23 protein-coding genes are annotated in these 22,236 nt (G+C 65.3%); 4 read left to right on the top strand and 19 right to left on the bottom strand.

All coding sequences use genetic code 11. The features are described from left to right. The first annotated feature begins 52 nt into the window (after nt 1-52). Entirely contained in the window at nt 53-265 is a 213-nt protein-coding gene (locus BG61_RS04350) for a glycine zipper 2TM domain-containing protein (RefSeq protein WP_035935345.1), read from the top strand. A gap of 70 nt (nt 266-335) precedes the next feature. Here BG61_RS04350 and BG61_RS04345 read toward each other — a convergent pair whose 3' ends face one another. The 15 genes from BG61_RS04345 to nikR form a co-directional block, all read right to left on the bottom strand. Further along, nucleotides 336-1,067, bottom strand: a complete 732-nt coding sequence (locus BG61_RS04345; protein ID WP_035935343.1) for a GntR family transcriptional regulator — start codon at nt 1,065-1,067, stop codon at nt 336-338. 33 nt (nt 1,068-1,100) lie between these two features. Next, the gene (gene hpxZ / locus BG61_RS04340; protein WP_035935340.1) at nt 1,101-1,487 is read right to left on the bottom strand and encodes an oxalurate catabolism protein HpxZ; all 387 of its coding nucleotides are present in this window, start codon (nt 1,485-1,487) and stop codon (nt 1,101-1,103) included. Continuing rightward, nucleotides 1,478-2,158 (bottom strand): cysteine hydrolase family protein, encoded by a 681-nt coding sequence (locus tag BG61_RS04335; RefSeq protein ID WP_035935337.1) that lies wholly within the window; start codon nt 2,156-2,158, stop codon nt 1,478-1,480. Before BG61_RS04335 ends, hpxZ begins: the two co-directional genes overlap by 10 nt. A gap of 6 nt (nt 2,159-2,164) precedes the next feature. Beyond that, nucleotides 2,165-3,163 carry a formamidase gene (locus BG61_RS04330; protein WP_035935335.1) on the bottom strand — a complete coding sequence of 333 codons (999 nt, stop codon included), beginning with the start codon at nt 3,161-3,163 and terminating at the stop codon, nt 2,165-2,167. After that, on the bottom strand, nt 3,160-4,770 hold the full coding sequence (locus BG61_RS04325; protein WP_035935524.1) for an ABC transporter ATP-binding protein: 1,611 nt from the start codon (nt 4,768-4,770) through the stop codon (nt 3,160-3,162). Before BG61_RS04325 ends, BG61_RS04330 begins: the two co-directional genes overlap by 4 nt. A 2-nt stretch (nt 4,771-4,772) precedes the next feature. Continuing rightward, the gene (gene biuH / locus BG61_RS04320) at nt 4,773-5,465 is read right to left on the bottom strand and encodes a biuret amidohydrolase (protein WP_035935333.1); all 693 of its coding nucleotides are present in this window, start codon (nt 5,463-5,465) and stop codon (nt 4,773-4,775) included. Nucleotides 5,466-5,487: 22 nt separating this feature from the next. Next, nucleotides 5,488-6,414, bottom strand: coding sequence for an ABC transporter permease (locus tag BG61_RS04315; protein ID WP_051672255.1), 927 nt, complete (start codon nt 6,412-6,414; stop codon nt 5,488-5,490). Then, nucleotides 6,407-7,522 carry an ABC transporter permease gene (locus tag BG61_RS04310; RefSeq protein WP_035935327.1) on the bottom strand — a complete coding sequence of 372 codons (1,116 nt, stop codon included), beginning with the start codon at nt 7,520-7,522 and terminating at the stop codon, nt 6,407-6,409. Before BG61_RS04310 ends, BG61_RS04315 begins: the two co-directional genes overlap by 8 nt. A gap of 33 nt (nt 7,523-7,555) precedes the next feature. After that, nucleotides 7,556-8,653 (bottom strand): BMP family ABC transporter substrate-binding protein, encoded by a 1,098-nt coding sequence (locus BG61_RS04305; RefSeq protein ID WP_035935325.1) that lies wholly within the window; start codon nt 8,651-8,653, stop codon nt 7,556-7,558. 475 nt (nt 8,654-9,128) lie between these two features. Then, nucleotides 9,129-10,061, bottom strand: coding sequence for an acetamidase/formamidase family protein (locus tag BG61_RS04300; RefSeq protein ID WP_035935323.1), 933 nt, complete (start codon nt 10,059-10,061; stop codon nt 9,129-9,131). A 72-nt stretch (nt 10,062-10,133) separates the two neighbouring features. Next, entirely contained in the window at nt 10,134-10,970 is an 837-nt protein-coding gene (locus tag BG61_RS04295; RefSeq protein ID WP_035935321.1) for an ABC transporter permease, read from the bottom strand. A gap of 13 nt (nt 10,971-10,983) precedes the next feature. Further along, the gene (locus BG61_RS04290; RefSeq protein WP_035935314.1) at nt 10,984-11,829 is read right to left on the bottom strand and encodes an ABC transporter ATP-binding protein; all 846 of its coding nucleotides are present in this window, start codon (nt 11,827-11,829) and stop codon (nt 10,984-10,986) included. After that, nucleotides 11,826-12,902, bottom strand: a complete 1,077-nt coding sequence (locus BG61_RS04285; protein WP_052040563.1) for an ABC transporter substrate-binding protein — start codon at nt 12,900-12,902, stop codon at nt 11,826-11,828. The genes BG61_RS04290 and BG61_RS04285 overlap by 4 nt, the downstream gene beginning before the upstream one ends. A gap of 310 nt (nt 12,903-13,212) precedes the next feature. After that, nucleotides 13,213-13,368 (bottom strand): hypothetical protein, encoded by a 156-nt coding sequence (locus tag BG61_RS42695; protein WP_161783659.1) that lies wholly within the window; start codon nt 13,366-13,368, stop codon nt 13,213-13,215. 52 nt (nt 13,369-13,420) lie between these two features. Beyond that, complete coding sequence (gene nikR, locus BG61_RS04280; protein ID WP_035935311.1) at nt 13,421-13,879, bottom strand: nickel-responsive transcriptional regulator NikR; 459 nt, start codon at nt 13,877-13,879, stop codon at nt 13,421-13,423. A gap of 107 nt (nt 13,880-13,986) precedes the next feature. On the opposite strand from nikR, the gene BG61_RS04275 reads away from it, so the two are divergent. Beyond that, nucleotides 13,987-15,051, top strand: coding sequence for a HoxN/HupN/NixA family nickel/cobalt transporter (locus BG61_RS04275; RefSeq protein WP_035935309.1), 1,065 nt, complete (start codon nt 13,987-13,989; stop codon nt 15,049-15,051). Nucleotides 15,052-15,092: 41 nt separating this feature from the next. Here BG61_RS04275 and BG61_RS04270 read toward each other — a convergent pair whose 3' ends face one another. After that, nucleotides 15,093-16,010 carry an aromatic alcohol reductase gene (locus BG61_RS04270; RefSeq protein WP_035935306.1) on the bottom strand — a complete coding sequence of 306 codons (918 nt, stop codon included), beginning with the start codon at nt 16,008-16,010 and terminating at the stop codon, nt 15,093-15,095. Nucleotides 16,011-16,407: 397 nt separating this feature from the next. Here BG61_RS04270 and BG61_RS04265 point away from each other — a divergent pair, with 397 nt between their 5' ends. Continuing rightward, complete coding sequence (locus BG61_RS04265; RefSeq protein ID WP_063740955.1) at nt 16,408-17,436, top strand: LysR family transcriptional regulator; 1,029 nt, start codon at nt 16,408-16,410, stop codon at nt 17,434-17,436. Here the strand turns inward: BG61_RS04265 and BG61_RS04260 are convergent. Then, the gene (locus BG61_RS04260) at nt 17,364-17,771 is read right to left on the bottom strand and encodes a hypothetical protein (protein WP_129572199.1); all 408 of its coding nucleotides are present in this window, start codon (nt 17,769-17,771) and stop codon (nt 17,364-17,366) included. The genes BG61_RS04265 and BG61_RS04260 overlap by 73 nt on opposite strands. A gap of 704 nt (nt 17,772-18,475) precedes the next feature. On the opposite strand from BG61_RS04260, the gene BG61_RS04255 reads away from it, so the two are divergent. Beyond that, entirely contained in the window at nt 18,476-20,293 is a 1,818-nt protein-coding gene (locus tag BG61_RS04255) for an ATP-binding protein (protein WP_161783658.1), read from the top strand. 10 nt (nt 20,294-20,303) lie between these two features. On the opposite strand, the gene BG61_RS04250 is transcribed toward BG61_RS04255, so the two are convergent. Both BG61_RS04250 and BG61_RS04245 read right to left on the bottom strand, forming a co-directional pair. After that, complete coding sequence (locus BG61_RS04250; RefSeq protein WP_035935302.1) at nt 20,304-21,218, bottom strand: LysR family transcriptional regulator; 915 nt, start codon at nt 21,216-21,218, stop codon at nt 20,304-20,306. A gap of 278 nt (nt 21,219-21,496) precedes the next feature. Then, nucleotides 21,497-22,138: a glutathione S-transferase family protein gene (locus BG61_RS04245; protein WP_035935300.1), complete on the bottom strand. Its 642-nt coding sequence runs from the start codon at nt 22,136-22,138 to the stop codon at nt 21,497-21,499. Nucleotides 22,139-22,236: the final 98 nt, after the last annotated feature.

Raw genomic sequence — 22,236 nt, 5'->3', positions numbered from 1 at the left:
TTCGCGTAGGATTCTTGTACCCGGAAAGACCCTTCGCATACAGGAGCGTGATATGAATACATTCAAACGAGCGGGCGTAATCGCCATCATTGCGGGCATATTGGCCGGTCTCACCGCATGCGACGGCATGACGCGCCGTCAGCGCGATACCGCGATCGGCGCCGGAGTCGGCGGCGTCGCGGGCGCGGCGATCGGCGGCAATGCGCTGTCCACACTGGGCGGCGCGGCCGTCGGAGGCATCATCGGCAATCAGGTGGGCAAGTAAGCCATGCGTGAATGAGCTACGCGGCGCGGCGTTTCATCGCCGCGCCGCGTAGCTGTAATCCCCCTCTTCCTCACGAAACAAACGGCAGCTTGCTGTCGCGCGCTTCCGCAAGCATCGAAAGCGTGATCTTGCGCACCTCGAGCTTGCTTTGCGTCACGTGCGCGCGCAACAGGATGTTCGCTTCGGTGAGCCGGCCGCGCTCGATCAGGTGAAGCATCGTTGCGTGTTCGTCGTAGGTCGCGTCCGTGCGATGCGGCTTGAGAAAATCCAGCCGACGCACGATGCGGATGCGCTCCGTCACTTCGTTATGCACGCGCAGCATCTCTGCGTTGCTCGTCGCCGCGACGAGCTGGCGATGAAAGTCCTCGTCCATGCCGAACATCGCCACCGGATCGCACTCGCGCAATGCCGGCGGCACACACCATGTCGCCTTGAGCGCCTCGAGCACGGCATGCGACCTGTCGCCGCCCGTCGCGAGCCGTTCGACCGCCGCTGCTTCGAGCACGATGCGCAGGTCGTACAGCTGGTCGAGCTGGTCGAAGTTGATCTGCGCGACTTTCCAGCCGCGGCGAAAGCCGACTTCGAGATAGCCCTCGCGTTGCAGGCGAAAGAGCCCGTCGCGCATCGGGGTGCGCGACACGCCATAGTGATGCGCGATGCCGCTCTCCGAAAAGCGGTCGCCCGGAAAGAGGCGAAAGCTGAAAATGTCGCTCTTGAGCTTCTGGTAGACCTGCTCGGCGAGCGGATTGGCGACGCCCGGTGACGCCGGTGCAACAACGGGATCGGTCAGCGTGTCATTCATGTTGCCAGCCCCTGTATTCTCGTTGTCGGCGTATCAGGGCATCGCGATCAGGCTGACGTGTGCGGCGACCACCTTCCACCCCTGCGTGGGCCCGAGTCTCGCCCACGTCTGCATCTGGCGTCCGCGCAACGGGGTCTCGTCGCTGGTGAACTCCGTGCTCACCGTGGCGAAATCCGTGCCGAAGGTCGTCACGACCGTGCGATGCAGCTTCCGCGATGCCGGCACGGGCACGCACGTCTCGCGCCATGCGCTGATCGCCTCGCCCCCGTGCTGGATCTCCGCGATGCCGTAGCGCACCGTCTGCGGCGCATGCCAGAAGAACGCGTTCATTGCCGCGACATCGTGATCGACCAGCGCGCGCTCGTAGGCGTCAAATGCGGCCGATACTTCCGCCACGACTTCGGGCCGGTTCAGTTCCATCCTCGTTTCTCCCCGTGTGATTGAGCGAGCGAAGCGAACGGCGCCGTCCATCCGACGATGCCGCCCTGCGAACGCACCATCTCGAGTGTCGCCTGCCTGAAGGCGGGGATATAGCTGGCCGTCGCATCCTCGACGAGAAGGCACTCGTAGCCGCGATCGTTCGCTTCGCGCATCGACGTCTGCACGCACACTTCCGTCGTCACGCCGGCAAACACCAGATGCGTGATGCCGCGCGCGGCGAGTTCGCCGCCAAGCGGCGTGGCATAGAACGCGCCCTTGCCGGGCTTGTCGATGACGAGTTCCGAGCCGAGCGGCGCAAGTTCGTCGACGATCGCATTGCCCGGCTCGCCGCGAATCAGGATGCGCCCCATCCTGCCGGGGTCGCCGATCCGCGCGTTCGGTGCGCCCCGTGCGCGTTTCGCGGGCGGGCAGTCGGACAGATCCGCCGCATGCGACTCGCGCGTGTGCACGACGAGCCACCCCTCGCGCCGCGCGAGCGCGAGCAGGGACGCGACGGTCGGCACGATCGCCGCAAGCAGCGACACGTCGTTGCCGAGCGATTCGCCGAAGCCGCCCGGCTCGATGAAATCGCGCTGCATGTCGATCACGACGAGCGCCGTCTTCGAGGGCTCGAAGGTGAAGGGTCCGGGTTGCGCGTCGATAGTGAGCATCGCCGGTCAGCCCTTGTAGCGGCGCTCGGGCGCGGGAAAGCCGCAGGACGTGCCGTCGGTTACGCGCACCTCGCGCTCCCACGGCAGGCGATACTCGCCACGCACCATGTCCTGCATGAACGTGTACGGGCAATCCTGCGCGCCGCCCTTCACCGCCACATAGCCGCGATGCCCGAACTGGTAGATGTTGTTCTCCACGCCCCAGTGGACGCGCGCTTCGCGCACCAGATCCGGACGCATCTCGCAGGCGATGATCTCGTCCGGCCGGTGGCTGCCTTCCACCATCACGGTGCCGTCGAAATCGCAGAACATGCCTTCGCCCATCGAATCGAACGTGCCGTCGCTGCCGCACAGGCAGACGCTCGCCGTCTGCGCGAGATTCTGGAACGCATTGGACTGGTTCGTGATCTTCCACGCATGACGAATCGGCGCCGTGTAACCGGCGGTGCGCAGGATCACTTCGGCGCCCTTGTAGGCGGCCTCGCGTGCCATCTCCGGAAACATGCCGTCATGACAGATGATGAGCGAGAGCATCGCGCCCTTCGGCCCGACGCACACCGGCACGCCGAGATTGCCGGGCTCCCACGGCTCGACGGGCACCCACGGATGCAGCTTGCGATAGTAGAGGCGAATCTCGCCGGTATCGTCGATGATGAGGCCCGTGTTGTACGGATTGCCCTGCGGATTGAGCTCCATGATGGAGAAGCAGCCCCAGATCGCATGCTCGATGCATGCTGCCTTGAATGCGGCGACCTCGGGGCCGTCGAGGGTGCACATGATCGCGTCGTCGGTCCTCATCGACAGGCCGTGCAGCGCGTATTCCGGGAACACGACGAGGTCCATCGCCGGGTTGCCGCGCCGCGCCTTGGCGACCATGTCGACGATCTTCCCGGTTTGCGCCGCCAGTTCCGCAGGCGTCGATACATCGGGGTTCTGCAACTGCACGAGTCCGATCACGATACCGTTCGGTGACTTGTTCAAGCCGCCAAGCCCGCTCGAGCTCATTGGACAACCTCCTTCATGGGATTGGATTGGGGAATGGCGTGCGCGGGCGTATCGCCGTGTCCGGCCATGTGCCGGCCGAGCACCGTGCGCTCCGCGTTCGCCGCATCTGTTTCGTAGACAAGCTCGCCCTGCGCGATCACCGCGATGCGGTCGGCGAGTTCGAGCAGCTCGTCGAGATCCTCGCTCACCAGCAGCACCGCCGCGCCCGCTTCGCGCGCGGCCATGAGGCGCGCATGGATATCCGCGACCGACGCGAAATCGAGCCCGAACACCGGGTTCGCGACGATCAGCACGTTCACCGGCTGCCCGAGTTCGCGGGCAAGCACCGCGCGCTGCACGTTGCCGCCGGAGAGCGTGCCGATCGCGCGCTCCGGCACGGGCGGCCGCACGTTGAACTCCTGAATCAGATGTCCGGCGCGTTCGCGCATCGCGCGGCGGCCGAGCCGCCAGCCGCCGCGCCGCAGCGGCGCGCGGTCGAAATCGCGCAACGCGAGATTCTGCGCGACGCTCATGCTCGCGACGCATGCGTTCTTCAGCGGCTCCTCGGGAATCGCGAAGACCCGGCGGCTCGTCATTTCCTCGCGGGTCGCGTGGTAGGCAGAACCGGCAACACGCATCTCGCCGGTCCTGATGCTCCGCTGTCCCACGAGCGCTTCCACGAGTTCCTTCTGCCCGTTGCCCGAAACGCCCGCGAGCCCGAAGATCTCGCCCGAGCGCACGGCAAGCGATGCACTTCTCACCGCCATGTGCCCGCGATCGTCGGCCACCGACACGTCGCGCAACTCGAGCCCGACCTGCGCCGCTTCGGGAACCGGCGTGCGCGCCGCGCGCTCGACCTTGACGGCGGCCATCAGCGGCGCGTCGCTGGTATCGGCGGTGCCCATCATCCAGGCGGCGAGCCTGTCGCGGCTCGTCTCGCGCACCGCGCACGTGCCGACCAGCCTGCCCTTGCGCAGGACGGTGACGTTGTCGGCGTACGCCATCACTTCGCGGAACTTGTGCGTGATCATCAGCACGGTGAGCTCGCCGCGCGAGGTCAGCTCGCGCATCAGGCCGAGCACTTCGTCCGCTTCCTGCGGCGTGAGCACCGAAGTCGGTTCGTCGAGAATCAGGAAACGCTGGCGCAAATACAGCTGCTTGAGGATTTCGAGCTTCTGCTTCTCGCCCGCCGCGAGCGTCGAGACGGGCGCGTCGAGCGGCAGCCGAAACGGCATGCCTTGCATGAACGCCGTCAGCGCAGCCCGCTCGCGCTTCCAGTCGATCTTCCATGGCAATGCGCCGCGCGCGAGCAGCAGGTTCTCCTCCACGGAAAGGCCGGCCGCGAGCGTGAAGTGCTGATAGACCATGCCGATGCCGAGCGCCTGCGCGTCGCGCGGCGAGGCGATCAGCACTTCGCGGTCATCGGCGACGATCTGCCCGTCGTCGAGCAGCCCGTATCCCACCAGTCCCTTCACCAGCGTGCTCTTGCCCGCGCCGTTCTCGCCGAGCAGCGCGTGGATCGTGCCGGGCTGCACCTTCATCGACACGGCGTCGAGCGCGCGAAACGCGCCGAACGACTTGGTCGCGTTCAGCACCTCAACGCCGAGAGCCTTCGAGACGGCGGGCATGATCATGCCTCGAGCGTCGCGAGGAGCGATCGCGAATCGGACACCGCGCCGAACACCCCGCCCTGCATCGTGATCATGTGCAGCGCCGCGTCGTGATTGCCCTTGTCGGTCGCGCCGCAGCAGTCCGCGAGCACCGTGCATTCGAAACCGCGGTCGTTTGCCTCGCGCATCGTCGTGTGGACGCATACGTCTGTGGTGATGCCGGTCAGCACCAGATTGACGATGCCGCGCGTGCGCAGGATCAGTTCGAGATCGGTGGAGCAGAACGAGCCCTTGCCCGGCTTGTCGATCACGACTTCCCCCGGCAGCGGCGCGAGTTCGTCGATGATCTCCCAGCCCGGCTCGCCGCGCACGAGAATCCGGCCGCACGGGCCCGCGTCACCGATGCCCACGCCGTCCGTGCCCGCGCGACGGCTGCGCCAGCGCTTGTTGGCCGGCAGGTCCGACAGATCGGGCCGGTGCCCTTCGCGCGTGTGGATGATCGTGAAGCCCTGTTCGCGCATCGTCGCGAGCACGCGCCTGATCGGCTCGATCGGCGCCCGCGTGAGCGACAGGTCGTAGCCCATCTTGTCGACATAGCCGCCATAGCCGCAGAAGTCCGTCTGCATGTCGATGATGACGAGCGCCGTATTGTCCGGGCGGAGATTGCCGTCGTACGGCCACGGATAGGGCCTGGCTTCGATGAATCGGTTCATGGTTTTCTGGTCCTTCTAGTCATCAGCGTGTGAGGCTCAGTTCGCCGGGTGCGCCCGCGAGCGTGCGGTCGGGGCGGCAGTTGATGATCATGATGACGAGGGTCAGCACGTACGGTGCCGCGTTGTACAGGTAATAGCCGCTCGTCACGCCGATCGCCTGAAGCGCCGGCCCCAGCGCGCCGGCAGCGCCGAAGAGGAGCGCCGCCCACAGGCAGCGCACCGGCTGCCAGCGCGCGAAGATCACGAGCGCGACGGCCATGAGGCCCTGCCCGCTCGAAAGACCCTCGTTCCAGCTGCCCGGATAGACGAGCGAAAGATATGCGCCGCCGACGCCCGCGAACATGCCGCCGACCGCCGTCGCGGCGATGCGGATGCGCATCAGCGGATAGCCCATCGCGCGCGCCGTCTCGGCGTGGTCGCCGACGAGCCTGAGCGTCATGCCCCAGCGCGTGCTGCGCAGTCCCCAATGCAGCACGAACGACAGCACGACGCCGATCACGAACAGCAGGTTGATGTGCAGCGCGTTGTGCAGTTGCGGCGAGGCGCTCCATGCGCCGAGATCGATCGACGGCAACATCGGCGCCTGCGGTTCGATGAACGGCTTGCCGAGATAGAACGCGAGGCCGGTGCCGAGCAGCATCAGCACGATGCCGAACGCGATGTCCGAGACGCGCGGAAGCGAGCAGACGAGACCGTGCACGCAACCGAGCAGCACGCCCGCGAGACCTGCGGCAACGACGCCCGCCCACGGCGACCCGGTGAGGTACGAGACCGCATAGGCGCTCATCGCGCCGGACACGAGTATCCCTTCAAGCCCGAGATTGACGCGGCCACCCTTCTCGGTCAGGCATTCGCCGAGACTCACGAAGAGATACGGCGTGCTCACGCGGATCGCGCCCGCGAACAGCGACAGCAACAGGATCACTACCGGCGAGTGCATGTCAGGCATGGGTCTCTCCCAGTTGCACGGGGACATCCGCCAGGGCGGCCGCCTGCAACCGGATGCGCCACGCGGCGATCCGGCCGCCCAGCGCCTCCCAGGCGAGCAGGTTGGCAAAGAGCAGGCCCTGAAACACGAGCGTTGTCGCGTCAGGCAGATCGAGCCTTCGTTGCAGCAGGCTGCCGCTTGCCTGGATGCCGCCGATCATGAGCGCGCACACGATGATCGCGAGCGGGTTCTGGCGCGCCGCGAACGCGACGAGAATGCCCGCGTAGCCGTAGCCCGCCAGCAGCGACGCGTTCGCGCTGCCCTGCACCGCCGCGACCTCGAACATGCCGGCGAGTCCCGCCGCGGCGCCGCCGAGCACGCACGCAGCGAGCGCCAGCTGGTTGACCGGCAGCCCGACGAGGCGCGCGGCGCGATCGCTTCCACCCACCACGCGCATGGCGAAGCCCTTCGTGCTGAACCGGACGAACACCCACGCCGCGATGCATGCCAGCACGCCGAAGACGAGTCCCCAGTGCATGTCGAGACCGGGTATCGGACCGATCATCAGCGCATCGGGGATGGGCGGCGTCGACGGCTTGTTGAGGCTCGCCGGATCGCGCAGCGGTCCTTCGACGAGATGTTTGAAGAGCGCGATCGCGATATACGACATCAGCAGGCTGCTGATGGTCTCGTTCACGCCGCGCCACTGGCGCAGCGCGCCGACCCCGCCGATCCATGCACCGCCCGCGAGCATGCCGGCGAGCGCCATCAGCGGCGTCGCGACGAGCCACGACGTACCGGGCGGCAGCATCTGCGGCACGATGGCCGCGCACATGCCGCCGAGCGCAAGCGCGCCTTCCCCGCCGATCACGACCAGCCCGACCTGCGCCGGCAGCGCGACGCAGAGCGCGGTGAGCATCAGCGGCGACGCGCGCAGCAGCGTGTTTTGCCATGCAAACGACGAGCCGAACGCACCCTGGAAGATGAGCCCGAGCGCGTCGAGCGCGGGCTGCCCCTGCACCAGCAGGAACAGCGCGAAGAGCGCGAGCGCGCTGAGCAGCGCGAGCACGGTCGGCACCGCAGGCAGGACGCTGAGAATCAGCCTCGCGGCGGGGGCGTTAAGACGCATCGAACGACTCCTTCATGTACCCGAATGCATGAATCAGATCTGGCCCACGACGCCGGCCACCAGATAGTTCATGCTCTCGAGCGAGTAGTCCGTCTGCGCGTGGCTCGTGCCGGCCGCAACAGCCATGCCGCCCTTGTTGTCCTTCAGCGGCCCCTTGAAGATCACGAACTGGCCGGCCGTCATGCTCGTCTTGATCTGGTCGGCGTTCTGCTTCGCCTGCTGCGTGACCTTCGCGCCGTAGGGCGACATCTTCACGAAACCTTCCTTCAGGCCGCCGCGCAGCACGTTGGCCGTCGGCTTGCCGGTCTGCGCCGCGGTGACAAGCTCCCCGTAGGGCGTCGCCCAGTCCCATTCCGCCCCGGTCAGGTAGCCCTTGGGCGCGAGCGCCGCCTGGCTCGCGTGGTAGCCGCAACTCATCGCGCCGCGCTTCTCCGCGGTCTCGATCACGACCTTCGGTCCGTCGACATGGCACGACAGCACGTCGCAGCCCTGATCGACGAGGCTGTTGGTGGCTTCCGCCTCCTTGACGGGCATCGACCAGTCGCCCGTGAAGATCACCTGCGTGGTGATGGCGGGATCGACGGACTGGGCGCCGAGCGTGAATGCGTTGATGTTGCGCAGCACCTGCGGGATCGGTTTCGCGGCGACGAAGCCGAGCTTCTTGCTCTTCGTCATGTGGCCCGCGACGACACCGTTCAGGTACATGCACTCGTCGATATAGCCGAAGTAGCTCGTGATGTTCGGCGGGTTGCCCGGCTTCCACACGCCGCCGCAATGCGCGAAACGCACCTTCGGATATTTCGCGGCCACCTTGAGCACGTGCGGATCGAAATAGCCGTACGACGTCGCGAAGATCAGCGTCGCGCCGTCCTGCTCGATCATCGCTTCCATCGTCTTCTGCACGGCGATCGTCTCGGGCACGTTCTCCTGTTCGACCACCTTCACGTCCGGCAGCTTCTTGATCACGTTCGCCGCGATCGCCTGCGCCTGGTTGTAGCCATAGTCGCCGCGCGCGCCGACGTAGATCACGCCGACCGTCAGCTTGCTCGCCGCGGACGCCGTTTCGAAAGGCAGCATGCTGCCGAGCGCAAGCATGCCGGCGCCCTGGATGAAGTTGCGACGACTCGTCATAGTGTCGAATTCCTGGTTGAGATGTTGTCGGGTGCGCCTGCGAGTTCGCGCACGATGCACGGACGGCGGCGAGGCGAATCGAATGGGAATGCGCGAGCGGCATTGGCCACGAAGCAACGTGGCGCAGCACGCCGGCCGGCGCAGGCGCCCTGAAGGGCCTGCGCCGCGAGCAAAGGGCTGCGAGGCGTGGTCGGATGCATGCGTTCAATCTTGAATACAAGTTTGAACGCACCTAATGCACGAGACATGCCAAGCGTGAGCATCGGCGCGTCCCCGGTCCGCAATGCCTTGCGGGCCGGGCGCCGCGCGGATCGCGCGCAGCCCGGGGACTTCATGGGGCATGCGGACGACGAGCCGGTTCGTGGTGCAGCGATCACTAACGCGGAGCGCACATGCCCCTCATTTGCACGTCATGCATCCGCAATCAGGATGATTACGGCGTTAAACGTCCGGCATGCCGGGGAAGCGCAAGTCCTCAGCGCCTCGGCAGATACTTCTTCGCCACCTTGCAGATGTAAGTGAACTTCGGATTCACCATCTGCGTGCAGCGTGCCTCGGCGATCTGGCCCAGCAGCATGTACGCCTCGGGGCCGGGAATGCCGTAGCCCTCTTCGAGCCAGTAGATCATCTCCTCGAACGCGATGCGCAGCGCGTCGTCGAGCGGACGGGCGCACCCGACGGTGCAGATGTGCGTCGGCGTTTCGATGCGCGGCCAGGTCATCCGGCTCGGCGCGCGGGCGAGATCGACCCTGAGCTTCAGATGCCCCCGTATCTCGATCGCGCCCATGCCGTTGCATTCGGCGTCACCCTGCAGCGCGTGCACGTCGCCGAAGTACAGGTACGCGCCTTCATGAAACACCGGGAAGCAGATGCGGTTGCCGTTCGTGACTTCCTGAATGTCGAGGTTGCCGCCGTGCGTGCCGTTGTCCACGGTCAGCGTGCCGCCCGCGACCGGCGCCACGCCGATCACGCCGATCATCGGGCGGGCTTCGAGCTTGAGCGTGTCGCTCCAGTGAACGATGCCGTCCTCCACCACGACATTGCGGTTCTGGATGCCGAACTCCTTCTTGCGCACCCAGTCCGGGAAGATGCCGATGCCCGGCCACAGCGCGGTATAGCCCAGTCCGTGCACGCCCACCTCGATGACGTCGATCACGACCATGTCGCCCGGTTTCGCGCCGCGCACGCGCACGGGGCCTGTCGCCGGATTGACGAACGGCAGCGTCACCTTCGATTCGTCGAGTTTCTCGTGGAGATGCGTGATCAGGTGTCCGCCGATGTTGAGCTCGGTCTCGACTTCGAACGTCTCGCCGGGTTCGACTTCGGCGATGAAACCGTCCGTGGCCGCCAGCGCGTATTTCAGTTCGCTCTTGCGGATGATCTGGTGATTCGGGTGCTGGATGCTCATGGATTGCGGTGTGCTCCTCGGACGGGTTGCAGCGGTGCCACGCGCCGCCCATGCGGCGGCACGCGGCGGCTTTCAATCGAACTTGTGCCAGGGCATGAGCAGGCGCTCGAGCCTGCCGACCAGAAAGGAAAGCAGCAGCGCGAGCGCGATGGTCACGACCACGCCGGCGAACACCTTGGGAATGATGTACAGGCTGCCCGCCTTGAAGATCGCATGGCCGAGGCCGTCGGACGACGACATGAACTCGCCCAGAATGGCGCCGATCAGCGCGAAGCCCGCCGTGAGCCTGAAGCCCGCGAAGATATCGCGCAGCGACGCGGGAATGACGAGCTTGAAGAAGGTCTGCCGTTTCGCTGCGCCGAGCGTGCGCATCAGGTTGATCTGATCGTCGTCCACGCCGGTCGCGCCCTTGTACGCGATCACGAGCGCCACCACCACGACCGACAGCGTCGACATCGCAAGCTTCGACGCGAGCCCCGTGCCGAACCAGATGATCACGATGGGCGCGAGCGCGACGATCGGAATCGAGCCGAGCGCAACGATGAACGGCTGCATCACCTTCGATATGAAGCGCGAGTACCACAGAGACAGCCCCAGCACCGTGCCGATGACGTTGCCGAGCAGGAAGCCGAGCAGCGTCTCCATGCCGGTCACGGTGGCGTCGCGCACCAGGCTGCCGTCCTGCTGCATCTTCACGAGGAACTCCCAGATCTCGCTCGGCGAACCGAACAGGAACGCGTTGAGCGCCTGCCGCGAGGTCGCGAACTGCCATAGCCCGAGCAGCGCAACGAGGAGCGCGATCTGGCAGCCGACGACCATCAGCCTGCCGCGCAGGCGGCGCAGCACGCCTCGCCGCCTGCGCGCGACGGGGATGACGAGCGGCGTTCGTGAATGAGTCTCTTCGAGCACGTGTGACTCCTTGTCAGCGCTCGCCCATGCGCACGTCGAGTTGCGACCAGATCTCGCGCACGTGAGCGGTAAAGCCCGCGGCATCGCGGGCGGCCATCATGTCGTTGCGATCGCCTGCGAGACGGATGTCGTGAATAGCCTTGATGCGCGACGGACGATGCGTGAGCACGATCACCCGGTCCGACAGCGACACCGCCTCTTCCACGTCATGCGTGATCAGCAGCACGGAGCGCCCCTCGCTCCTGACGAGGCGCGCCATGTCGCTTTCCAGCACCACCTTCGTCTGAAAGTCGAGTGCGGCGAACGGTTCGTCGAGCAGGATCACTTCGGGGTCGGTCACGAGCGTACGGGCAAGCGCCACGCGCTGGCGCATGCCGCCCGACAGCGCGGAGGGGTAATAGTCGTAGAACGGCCCGAGCCCGACCTTCGCGAGCATCGTGTGCGCCTTCTTCTCGCGACGCGCGCGCGGCATGCCGGCCAGTTCCAGCCCAAGGGTCACGTTGCCGAGCGCGGTGCGCCATGCCATCAGCATGTCCTTCTGGAGCATGTAGCCGATGCCCTTGGGCACGTCCAGAAGCGGGCGGCCGTGCCAGAACACCGCCCCGCGCGTCGGCCGCACGAGACCGCTCATCAGGTTCAGCAGGGTCGTCTTGCCGCAGCCGGACGGACCGACCAGGCTCACGATCTCGCCCGCACGCAGCGTGAAGGAGATGTCCTCGATGACCTGATTGAGTTCGCCGTCGCCGTCGTCCGCGCCGTACGCTTTGCCGACGCCGCGCGCGGCGAGCGGCGCATGCGCCTCGGGGCTCGGCGTCTGCGCCCGCGCCGCCGCCGCTGCGGTCGTTCCGGCGATGCTCATTTGGCCGCTACTGCGACGCCTGCTCCCGCGGCCGCGGTTTTCGCGGCTTTCGACGAGAAGCTGTTGTCGATGACATCGTTGAACGTGAGCGATCCCTTGATGTTGCCGAGATACTTCTGCATCGCCATCAGGTTGTCCCACTGCTTCGCCTCGACGGGAATCGTCTGCGCCGGAATCTTGTACTGCAGTTCCATGTCGATCGCGCGATCCACCACGTCCGCGGGCACGTCGGGGAACTCGGCGCGCGCCACCTGCTTGGCATAGTCGGGCTTGGCGTAGGTGAGGCGCGCGGCTTCCTCCAGTGCGCTGACGAGTGCCTGCACGACATCGGGGTGCGCCTTCGCATAGTCCGGCAACACCATGATCCCGGTGTTGCAGAAGGGGCCGATATAGCTCGAGAAGTCGAACACCACCTTCGCCCCTTGCGCGACGGCCGCCGCGACGTTCGGCTGATACGCGACCGCGATGTCGGCGCGGCCCGCGAGCATTGCGCCGATTTCCGTGCCGGGATTGACCTCGATGATCTTCGCATCGGTGCCGAGCTTCAGGCCGTGGTCCTGCAGCAGCTTCTTCGTCACGCTGTAGTTGGTGTTCGGGTCAGGCGACGTGACGAAGGTCAGCCCCTTGAACTGCGATGGGTCGGTGACGGGCGCCGCCACCGTCTTCGACACGCCGAAGTAATGCGCGCGCTGCACCAGCGTTCCGACGACCATGCCGGGTCCGCCACGCTCGCGCGACATCTCGACCATCGTCGGATCGCCAACCGCGAACTGCGCCGTCTTGCCGAGCACGGCGGCGAACGCCTGCGTGTCTCCGCCGGCCGCCGTCACATGCACGGACAGACCATGCTTCTCGAAGAGCTTCGCGTGCTGCGCCACGTACAGATCGATGTAGCCGAGGTTGTGAACGGCTTCGGAAAACTCGACGGGCTGCAACGGCGCAGCCGTTGCCGGCTGGACGAAGCCGAATGCGCATGCCGCAAGCGTGGCGGCGACGGCACGTGCGAGACCGCGCAGCGGGAAGGTCGAAAGCGTCGGGGAATTCATCTCGATGAAGCTCCAGGTGGCATTCATGGAAAGCGCGTGGGAACGGCTGATGCACGGCATAACGGACGCACCGCAGATCCTTCGTGCACGGCTGCGGTGCACGCTGCGTCCGAGGGGAACGGAACAGATCGTACGAACGCCAAATTAGAGGGACTTGATCCACGGCGCCCGAAATCTTGCTCGAAAGCGCATGGCGCGACGCACGGCCTGGCGCGCGGACGTCTCGGCGACTCGCGATGAATCGCTTGTTCCGTCGACGGATGCGCCTCGGGATTCGGGACACGTGGGGATCTGCCGGATCAGGGGACACGCGATGCGGCGCACGGGCCGCACCGGTTCAGGAGCGCACGCTCTCGCCGCAGAAGTCGCCGGGCGCGGGAACGCGGCCAGGCGTCAGCGGGATCTCCGCGAGCGGCACCGTCGCCGTGTAGCCGGCGTATTTGAAGCGGAAGGCCCATCGGCATGAGACGCATACGAACTGACGAGCGCTCATTGCATGCTGCAGGAAATGCGACGCGCCTTACTCGCCGGCGTGCCGCTTCGCATCAGACATGCAGATGCTCGTGCTGCGCCGAGTCGTCGCCGTGATGATGCCGGGCGCGCTCGATCGTCACCGGGATCGTGTGCAGATGCGCATACCGCACGCCGCGCTGGCTGACGAGGCTGTTGGCGAACGCGGTCACGTCGTTCGCGCGGCCGCGCAGCACCGACGACTCCAGCAGGCTCTCGTGATCCAGATGGACCCTCATGCTCGCCACCGCCAGATCGTGCCGGTCGTGATGCGCCTGCGTGATGCGCCGGGCGAGATCGCGCGTCGCGTGGTCGTAGACATAGGTGAGCGTCGCCACGCACTGCCGGCCCGAATCGCCGCCTTGCTCGCGCGCGCGGCTCTCGCGGACGATGTCGCGCAACGCCTCGGAACGGCTCGAATAGCCGCGCTGTTCCATCAATGAGTCGACGACGGCGAGCAACTCGTCGTCGATCGTGATCGTGATTCTCTGCATAGGGCCTCCTGATTGCCTCGCCGACCGGCCCCATCGTAACCGGACGATTTTCAGTATGATCTTTTTTGAAAAAAGTATTATGCGGCTGAGAGCAACCGGGAAAATCGATGAATGTCCTTGTAAACACGTTGTTGAGCGGCCAGCGCGGCGGCCTGCGTCGAAAGATCGCCGTCCTTTATGCGCTTCTGATCGCGTTCAACGTCGGCGCATGGGTGTGGGCCTTCGCCGCCTTTCACGACTATCCGCTGCTGATGGGAACGAGCCTGCTGGCCTACTCGTTCGGGCTTCGGCACGCCGTGGACGCCGACCACATCGCCGCGATCGACAACGTGACCCGCAAGCTGATGCAGGTGGGCAAGCGGCCCGTCACGGTCGGCCTCATGTTCTCGCTCGGCCATTCGACGATCGTCGTGCTCGCCTCGGCCGGTATCGCCGCCGCGTCGATGGCGCTGCAGGCACGGCTCGACGGCTTTCGGGAAATCGGCGGACTGATCGGCACGCTCGTGTCGACGTTCTTTCTGTTCGCCATCGCGGTGATGAATCTCGTGATCCTGCGTTCCGTGCTGCGCGCCTTCGGCCGCGTGCGGCGAGGCGAACCCTACGTCGAGGAAGACTTCGACATGCTGCTCGCCGACCGCGGCTTTCTTGCGCGCATCTTCAGGCCGCTCTTTCGGCTCGTGACGAAAAGCTGGCACATGTACTTTCTCGGCTTCCTGTTCGGCCTCGGCTTCGACACCGCAACGGAGGTCGCATTGCTCGGACTGTCCGCGGCGAGCGCGACGCAGGGCCTGCCGATCTGGTCGATACTCGTCTTTCCCGTGCTCTTCACGGCCGGCATGACGCTGATCGACACAACGGACAGCATCCTCATGCTCGGCGCGTATGGCTGGGCCTTCGTGAAGCCGGTGCGCAAGCTCTACTACAACATCATCATCACGTCGGTTTCGGTGGTCGTCGCGCTCCTGATCGCGAGCATCGAGGGCCTCGGCCTGCTTGCGGAGAAGCTGCATCTGAGCGGCGCCTTCTGGGACGCGATGGGCAAGCTCAACGACAACTTCGGCACGATCGGCTATCTGGTGGTCGGCGTGTTCGTCGTGAGCTGGCTGCTTTCCGTGGCCGTATACAAATGGAAGCGGTTCGAGGAACTGGACGTCACGTCGAAATCGCTGTGATCGCAAACGTGGCGCCATGAACGCAACGAATGCGCCTGCATTCAAAGAAGATGCTGGCGCATCCAGTCTTCAACCCCGGCGACGTCGAGACCGCGACGTGCGTTGAAGGTCTTGTCCTGCTCCCACGCGACACCCCGGCCCGCGCCGAACACCACCCTGTACTTCCTGATCGGATCGCCGGGCTCCTCGCTTAATTCTTCTTCCAGCGTGGGCATGCGCCATTCCACCCGGCTGACCTTGCGGCCGAGCACGGCATCCACCGTGTCCGCAAGACGCTCGTAGGTGAGCGTATCGCCTGCGGTGTACACCACCTCGTTGACGATGCGCGGCTCGGCGAGCAGGATCTGCGCGGTAAGCGCGCCGATGTCTTCGGCCGTCGTCACGGTCACGGCGTTGTCCCACGCGCCGAGCGCGTGCACCGTGTTGCGCGCGAGGTCCACCACGCCGAAGGAAGGCTCGAAGAGAAAGCTCGTGAACATGCCCGTCGACACGATGACCCATTCGGTCCGGTCCTGCCCGCGCAGGAGATTGCGCACGTCGAGCTGTTCATCGAACAGGTCCTGCGCGCTGCCTTTGCCGATCACGTCATAGTCGACACCGAACTGCCACGGAAAATAGCGCTTCACGCCGGCATCGAGCACGGCTTGCGCGAGCTTCAACTGCACGCCCGTTCCGGCGACGAAGCCCGTACAGCTGATCACGGTGTCGAAGCGGGCAAAGCGCGCGGCGAGGCCGGCCGCCGATTCCGCCACGAGATCCCCCGCAAGGAGATCGACGCCGAGCGAGCGCAGTTCGGCGATATCCTTCTGCTTGTCCGGATCGGCGGAATGAATCGTCGATGGACGAAGGAGAACCGTGACGGCAAGGCCGGACGAAGGCGCGCGTTTGGCCAGATTGCGCAGGACGGACATGCCGAGTTCGCCGGCGCCGAGAACGAGAATCGAGTTGCTGTGCGACATGGGTGTGACCTTTCTGAACGATAGGGTGAACGAGGGAAGCGGGCGGTTTGCCGGCAGTGCGTGTTTGCATGTCACAGGAAAGACGGGTGATGCCGGACGCATTGCCGGCGCCGCTTGCAGGGCAGCGCGGCGTTGAACGCCACGACACCTCGCCCGGACGGATCAAAGCTTAGTTCACGGCACGCGCGGCATTGTTCGGCGTGGCGGAACATGGTGCGCGCACGGATCGAACGATGCGTGCGGTCCGCAGGGCATGTTCCGGAGCAGGCCGCCGGTTCATGCGATTCGCGCCTGCGCTATATTCCGGCTGGACCAGGGCCGCTTTTTCCGTGACCGGCGCCTTCATGCACGACGCTTCCCCCAAACGCGCCAACACGCACTTCCCGAAAAAATCACCATGAACAAGTTGCAGGCGATGGCGACCTTCGTACGCATCGTGGAAACGCGCAGCTTCACGCGGGCGGCGGAATCGCTCGGCGTGCCGCGATCGTCGGTGACGACCACGCTCAAGCAGCTCGAGGCCCATCTCGGCACGCCGCTCCTGCGCCGCAGCACGCGCAGCCTCAATCTCACCGAGCCGGGGGCGCTCTACTACGAGCGCTGCCGCTCGATCCTCGCCGACATCGCGGCAACGGAAGGGGAGATCGCATCGAGCGCCGCGGCGCCGAAGGGGCGCGTGCGCGTGGACATGCCCGGCGCACTCGCGCGCGCGGTGCTCGTGCCGCGGCTGACCGAATTCGAGCGGCAGTACCCCGATATCGAACTGATCCTGGGCCTGAGCGACCGTCCCGCCGATCTCATCTACGACGGCATCGACTGCGCGATCCGCTCGGGCGAACTGTCGGATTCGGCGCTCGTCGCCCGCCGCATCGGCTTGCTGCAATGGATCACGTGCGCCTCTCCGCTCTATCTGAAGACGCATGGCGAGCCGCGCTCCGTGCAGGATCTCTCCGCTCATCTCGCGGTGAACTATCTGTCAGGCACGACGGGCCGCCCGCTCGACTGGCGGTTCAACGTCGACGGCGAGGCGGTCTGCGTGCCGATGGCGAGCCGCTTTTCCGTCAACGAGACCGAAGCCTACATTCACTGCGCGCTCGAAGGACTGGGCATGGTGCAGCTGTCCGAGCTGATCGTGAAGCCCTATCTCGCGACCGGGCGGCTCAAGGAAGTGCTCGCGCATCAGCGCACGAAGCCGATGCCCGTATCGATCGTGTATCCCTATAGCCGGCAGACCTCGGCGGCGGTGCAGTGCTTCGTCGGCTGGGTTGCGGATATCTTCGGCGACAGCGGCGGCACCGCACAGGCCGCGTCGCCCCGCTCTCGCAATACAGGCTCGCGCCAGCAACCCGGCGATCAGTCGTCCAGCAGCGGCGCATCCAAGAGCAGCGACGCATTCAGCGCGCGAATCCGGCGATCGACGAAATAGCCACCGCCCTCCGTATAGCGCAGGAAGCAGCGCGTGCAGACGGTGCATTCCCAGACGGTGCAGCGGTTGTAGGGAAAGTAGCGCGGTGCGATCGGCGCATCGGGGGACCAGTATCGCGTGCCGCCGGGATGGTATTCGCTGAAAGTCGCCTCCTCGTCGTGCGCTTCGATCAGCGTGCCTATTTCACGCAGTTGTGCTTCGGGCAGCGAGAGCGGCTGGCTTTGCCATCCGTCGGCTTGCTCGGTGGCCGTGCATGCGCACGTTTCGGTCACTGCCTGAGAGCGGGATGCGTGTGCGGCAAGTGTCGTGTGGTCGAGGCGAGGGACGATGCTCATGGTTGCAGGCGGCAGGAGAAAGGGGTGAAGCGCAACGGGGCGCATGCGGCGCTGACAGTCCGTGCGATCCATCTCGCCGGCGCCGACGCATCGCCGCGATCATAACCCGCGGACGCATTGTGAAGCCGGGACCGGCCCGGGCGACAGCCAATGTTGCGGACACCCGTTCGTTTTCTCACGAAAGACCGGGTGCGCCCGCTTTCCTGCGCCACCCCGAAGTGGCACGTCCGTGCGGCTCGCGCCGTCAGGCCGATGTATAAAACGGCCATTGGCCTGATCATCAAAAACACTAACTATCAATTGCGCCCGTCGGCTATATGCTATGGCCGTGGGGTCGCCCGCCGTGCCGCGGAACATCACGCCGCACGAGCCGGGCAACGGGAGCCGCACGCTTTCGTGCAATGCCGCATCATGCTTCGCTCTCCACGCCATCCCGCGCCGGCCGTTCTGCCGAAAACAAAATGATCACGTAGACTATGCGCGAGTAGTCACCGCTTGCATGCCTCAGCGAATCCGGCGTCCCGCAGGAGCGCGGTAAAGTAACATGTCAGCAAGACAGCCCCTGCCCCCTCGGAACCGAAGCACACGGAGATCCGAATTATTCAGCCACCGCAATCGTTCGAAACATCATGAGTTCTCTCTTCGGCCAAGCAAATGGCGACGATCCGAAGGTTCCGCCGGCACGCCGCATGCCGCGCTCAAACATGAAGGACCGTATCGCACGATTGCGGTATGTCACCCTGGTTTTTCTCTCCGGCTGCGTCGCCCTCGGGCTGGTTACCTGGCTGTGCCTTGAACTCGGGCTCGAGGCAGTGGGCGCCGAATCGCTGTATCTGATCGTGATCGTACTGGTGTCGCTGCTGGACAGCTTCGCCGTCTCGGCCCTCCTGTCCCTGATCTCCGTTTTCTGCCTCGATTTCTTTTTCATCAAGCCGATCTTCAAGTTCCAGATGCAGTTCAAGGACGACATGCCGGCCTTGATCACCTTCCTGATCGCATCGCTTGCCGTCACCGCGCTCGTCAGACATATCCGCAAGCTCGGGGAAGCGCAGAGCGAACAGGACCTGCTGCTCGACCTCACGCACGATACCGTGATCGTTCGCGACATGATCGGCGAAATCACCTACTGGAACCGCGGCGCCGAAGAGCTGTACGGCTGGACCAAGCGCGACGCCGTCGGCAAGAACATCCACGACTTCCTGCGCACGCGCTTTCCGCTTCCTCTCGTGGACATTACCGACACGCTGGTGCGTACGGGCCGCTGGGACGGCGAGCTGATTCACACCAAGCGCGACGGCACGGAAGTGATCGTCGCGAGCCGGTGGTCGCTGCAACGCGATGCGAACGGCAAACCGCACGCAACGCTCGAGAGCGGCAATGACATCACGGCGCGCAGGCGCGCCGAGGAGCTGCTCAAGCAAAGCCAGGCGACCTCGCTCGCCGAGGCGCAAAAGCTGAGCCGCACCGGCAGTTTCGGATGGGACGTTGCGAGCGGCGAAGTCTTTTGGTCAGAGGAAAGCTTCCGGATCTTCGAATACGATCCGGGCGTCCACGCAACCGTCGATCTCATCATTCAGCGTGTGCATCCGGACGACCGGGCGCGGATGCGCCGGCTCATCGACTTCGTGACGGACACGCGGCAGGATTTCGACGTCGAGCACCGGCTGCTGATGCCCGACGGGTCCACCAAGCACCTTCATGTCGTCGCGCGTGCGGCGTCTGACGAATCGGGCGACCTCCGTTTCGTGGGCGCGATCATGGACGTGACCGCAACCAAGCAGGCGGAGCAACAGCTGCATGAAGCGCAGACGGAACTCGCGCGCGTGACGCGCGTGACGACGCTCGGAGAGCTGAGCGCATCCATCGCGCACGAAGTCGGCCAGCCGCTTTCCGCCATCGTGACCAACGGCGAAGCATGTCTGCGATGGCTCGGCCGCGAGACGCCGCAACTGGATGAAGTGCAGAGCTGCGTGACCAGCATCATCAGTGAAGGCAGGCGCGCGGGCGAGATCGTCCATCGCATCCGCACGCTCGCCAAGCGTGACACGCCGGCGAAGATGCCGCTCGACCTCAGCGATGTCATCAACGATGTCGTGATCCTCACGCAGCGCGAGGTGCTCAACCATCAGGTCGCGCTGCGGCTGAAGCTCGCGACGGGACTCCCGCCGCTGCTCGGCGACCGCGTTCAGCTTCAGCAGGTCATCATCAATCTGGTGATGAACGGCCTCCAGTCGATGAACGCCAACGGCAATGCGCCGCGCGAACTGACGATCGAGTCGCGCCAGGACGACGACGGCCATCTCGTCGTCGAGGTGCAGGATACCGGCACCGGAATCGAACCCGAGAATTCAAAGCGGCTTTTCGATGCCTTCTTCAGCACGAAGCCCAACGGAATGGGTATCGGCCTCTCGATCTGCCGCTCGATCATCGAAGCCCATGGAGGGCGCATGCGCGCGTCCAACAATGCCGGGCGCGGCGCGACGTTTCAGTGCAGCCTGCCGCCTCTGCAGGACGCTGCGTGATCCGGGACACTCACTCGCGCTGAATGCGCAAGTCCGGGTTGCGCTGCGCGAGGGCGTAGACCCAGTCGGCGAAGATGCGAAGCTTCGCAGTCAGGTTCCGATGCGGATAGACAATCGAAACCGTCGTCGACGGACTCTCGTGCTCGGTCAGAATCTCCTGCAGCCTGCCCTGCTCGATCAGCTTCGCCGCCATGAAGCGCGAGGGCTGGATGATGCCGTACCCCAGCTCGGCCGCCGTGATGTAGGTGGAGCCGTCGTTCACGGCCAGCATGCTCTTCATGGGTATTCTGACGGTCTCGCCTTCCACGCTGTACTCGAACGGAAACGTTCTGCCGCTGCGCGCCGAGACGTAGTTGATCGCCCAGTGATTCGAGAGCTCGTCGAGCGTGGACGGTACGCCATAGCGCTCGAGATACGCAGGCGACGCGCAGGTGACGATGCGCGCATCTCCGATGCGCCTCGCAACGAGGCTCGATTCTTCCAGTCCCCCCATGCGAATGACGCAGTCGGCGCCGTCCTGAATCAGGTCGATGACGCGGTCGGCGAGCCCCAGGCGAACGTCGATTTCCGGGTGCTCCTCGTAGAACTGATGCAATGACGGCAGCAGCAGCGCACGTGCAATGGTCCCCGACGTATCGACGCGAATCGTGCCCGCCGGACTTTCGCGCTTGTTCGACAGCGAAGACTCCGCGTCCAGCACGTCGGCGAGAATCTGCACGCAACGCTCGTAAAAAAGCGCTCCGTCCTCGGTCACGCTGACGCGCCGCGTCGAGCGATTCAGAAGCCGCACGCCCACGTGCTGCTCGAGTATCTGAATCGCCCGGGTTATCTTCGGCCGTGGCAGGTCGAGCAGTTCGGAAGCCTTGGAGAAGCTGTTGGTCTCGACCACTCGCTTGAATATCTCCATCGTTTCCAGCCGATCCATGCGTGGGTCCTCGTGGTAATGGGTAAAGAAGCCGTTCCTGTAGCCGGCCGCGGGTTGCTTGCCGGGGCGCAGAGCGGGTTCCGTCCACTGCCTTGCCGGAACCCTGCATCGCCGCGATTGCGTAGTCTATCCGTAACCGGGGTGATCCGGTGCGACGGGCCCCGTTGCCTTGCGGCGCATGGCGGCACGAACGAGCCGCCGCCCGGGTGCGAATCCGTCCGGGCGGTGCTGCTGCGAAGAGGAGAGGAGAGGAGAGGAGAGGAGAAGAACCGGATCGTTCAGGCCGTCACGGCCTTGCGATATGCCGCGCGATCCATCGCCCGCGTCAGCCAGGCGCTCAATGCCGGCATCTCGGGATAGGCGCCGAGCAGATCGGAGAATGTTCCTGCCAGGTCGAACCAGCGAGTCGCCGCCAGCGCGACGCAAATGTCCGCGGCCGTGAAGCCCGCGCCCGCAAGATACGGCTGCTTGCCGAGCACGCCATCCGCGATACGAAGCAGGCGCGCCCCTTCTCGATGCGAAGTCTTGATCGCCGCGTAGTTGCGCTCGGCCTCGGGCGTTCGCGTGAGACCCAGAAACGCGACACGCAGGATCGGCCAGAGCGTGCCCAGTTGCCAGTCCATCCAGCGCTCGACGTCGGCGCGGGCCGCGGGCGCGGGCGGCAGCAATGCGTCGTTGCCGCGCGACGCCGCGAGATAGCGCACGATCGTATTCGATTCCCACAGCACCAGTTCGCCGTCGACGAGCGTCGGCACCTGCCCGTTCGGATTGAGGGCGAGAAACTCGGGCGTGTCGACCACGCCGTACTGCAAGCCCGCTTCGATGCGCTCGAAATCGCGTCCTTCGTCGAAGCCGAGTTCGGCGAGACACCACAGTACCTTCTGGACGTTGATCGAACTGCGCCGACCGTAAATCTGCATGAATATCCCCGTTATGAATTGGCCCGGGCCGAATGCGGGCTGCTTGCGCCGGAACGGCACCCTGCTGTTCCGGCCGTGACATCGGCGCCTTCGTGCGC

Origin of the sequence: Caballeronia glathei (assembly GCF_000698595.1) — a bacterium.
GTDB classification, from domain to species: domain Bacteria; phylum Pseudomonadota; class Gammaproteobacteria; order Burkholderiales; family Burkholderiaceae; genus Caballeronia; species Caballeronia glathei.
The sequence above is the reverse complement of the archived record's forward strand: the minus strand, read 5'-3'. Positions and strand labels throughout refer to the sequence as shown.

What these genes read in the sequence shown, in the direction of transcription:
- BG61_RS04350 (WP_035935345.1), top strand. Translation starts at nt 53, where the DNA reads ATGAATACATTCAAACGAGCGGGCGTAATCGCCATCATTGCGGGCATA.
- BG61_RS04345 (WP_035935343.1), bottom strand. Translation starts at nt 1,067, where the DNA reads ATGAATGACACGCTGACCGATCCCGTTGTTGCACCGGCGTCACCGGGC.
- hpxZ (WP_035935340.1), bottom strand. Translation starts at nt 1,487, where the DNA reads ATGGAACTGAACCGGCCCGAAGTCGTGGCGGAAGTATCGGCCGCATTT.
- BG61_RS04335 (WP_035935337.1), bottom strand. Translation starts at nt 2,158, where the DNA reads ATGCTCACTATCGACGCGCAACCCGGACCCTTCACCTTCGAGCCCTCG.
- BG61_RS04330 (WP_035935335.1), bottom strand. Translation starts at nt 3,163, where the DNA reads ATGAGCTCGAGCGGGCTTGGCGGCTTGAACAAGTCACCGAACGGTATC.
- BG61_RS04325 (WP_035935524.1), bottom strand. Translation starts at nt 4,770, where the DNA reads ATGCCCGCCGTCTCGAAGGCTCTCGGCGTTGAGGTGCTGAACGCGACC.
- biuH (WP_035935333.1), bottom strand. Translation starts at nt 5,465, where the DNA reads ATGAACCGATTCATCGAAGCCAGGCCCTATCCGTGGCCGTACGACGGC.
- BG61_RS04315 (WP_051672255.1), bottom strand. Translation starts at nt 6,414, where the DNA reads ATGCCTGACATGCACTCGCCGGTAGTGATCCTGTTGCTGTCGCTGTTC.
- BG61_RS04310 (WP_035935327.1), bottom strand. Translation starts at nt 7,522, where the DNA reads ATGCGTCTTAACGCCCCCGCCGCGAGGCTGATTCTCAGCGTCCTGCCT.
- BG61_RS04305 (WP_035935325.1), bottom strand. Translation starts at nt 8,653, where the DNA reads ATGACGAGTCGTCGCAACTTCATCCAGGGCGCCGGCATGCTTGCGCTC.
- BG61_RS04300 (WP_035935323.1), bottom strand. Translation starts at nt 10,061, where the DNA reads ATGAGCATCCAGCACCCGAATCACCAGATCATCCGCAAGAGCGAACTG.
- BG61_RS04290 (WP_035935314.1), bottom strand. Translation starts at nt 11,829, where the DNA reads ATGAGCATCGCCGGAACGACCGCAGCGGCGGCGGCGCGGGCGCAGACG.
- BG61_RS04285 (WP_052040563.1), bottom strand. Translation starts at nt 12,902, where the DNA reads ATGAATGCCACCTGGAGCTTCATCGAGATGAATTCCCCGACGCTTTCG.
- BG61_RS42695 (WP_161783659.1), bottom strand. Translation starts at nt 13,368, where the DNA reads ATGAGCGCTCGTCAGTTCGTATGCGTCTCATGCCGATGGGCCTTCCGC.
- nikR (WP_035935311.1), bottom strand. Translation starts at nt 13,879, where the DNA reads ATGCAGAGAATCACGATCACGATCGACGACGAGTTGCTCGCCGTCGTC.
- BG61_RS04275 (WP_035935309.1), top strand. Translation starts at nt 13,987, where the DNA reads ATGAATGTCCTTGTAAACACGTTGTTGAGCGGCCAGCGCGGCGGCCTG.
- BG61_RS04270 (WP_035935306.1), bottom strand. Translation starts at nt 16,010, where the DNA reads ATGTCGCACAGCAACTCGATTCTCGTTCTCGGCGCCGGCGAACTCGGC.
- BG61_RS04265 (WP_063740955.1), top strand. Translation starts at nt 16,408, where the DNA reads ATGAACAAGTTGCAGGCGATGGCGACCTTCGTACGCATCGTGGAAACG.
- BG61_RS04260 (WP_129572199.1), bottom strand. Translation starts at nt 17,771, where the DNA reads ATGAGCATCGTCCCTCGCCTCGACCACACGACACTTGCCGCACACGCA.
- BG61_RS04255 (WP_161783658.1), top strand. Translation starts at nt 18,476, where the DNA reads ATGAAGGACCGTATCGCACGATTGCGGTATGTCACCCTGGTTTTTCTC.
- BG61_RS04250 (WP_035935302.1), bottom strand. Translation starts at nt 21,218, where the DNA reads ATGGATCGGCTGGAAACGATGGAGATATTCAAGCGAGTGGTCGAGACC.
- BG61_RS04245 (WP_035935300.1), bottom strand. Translation starts at nt 22,138, where the DNA reads ATGCAGATTTACGGTCGGCGCAGTTCGATCAACGTCCAGAAGGTACTG.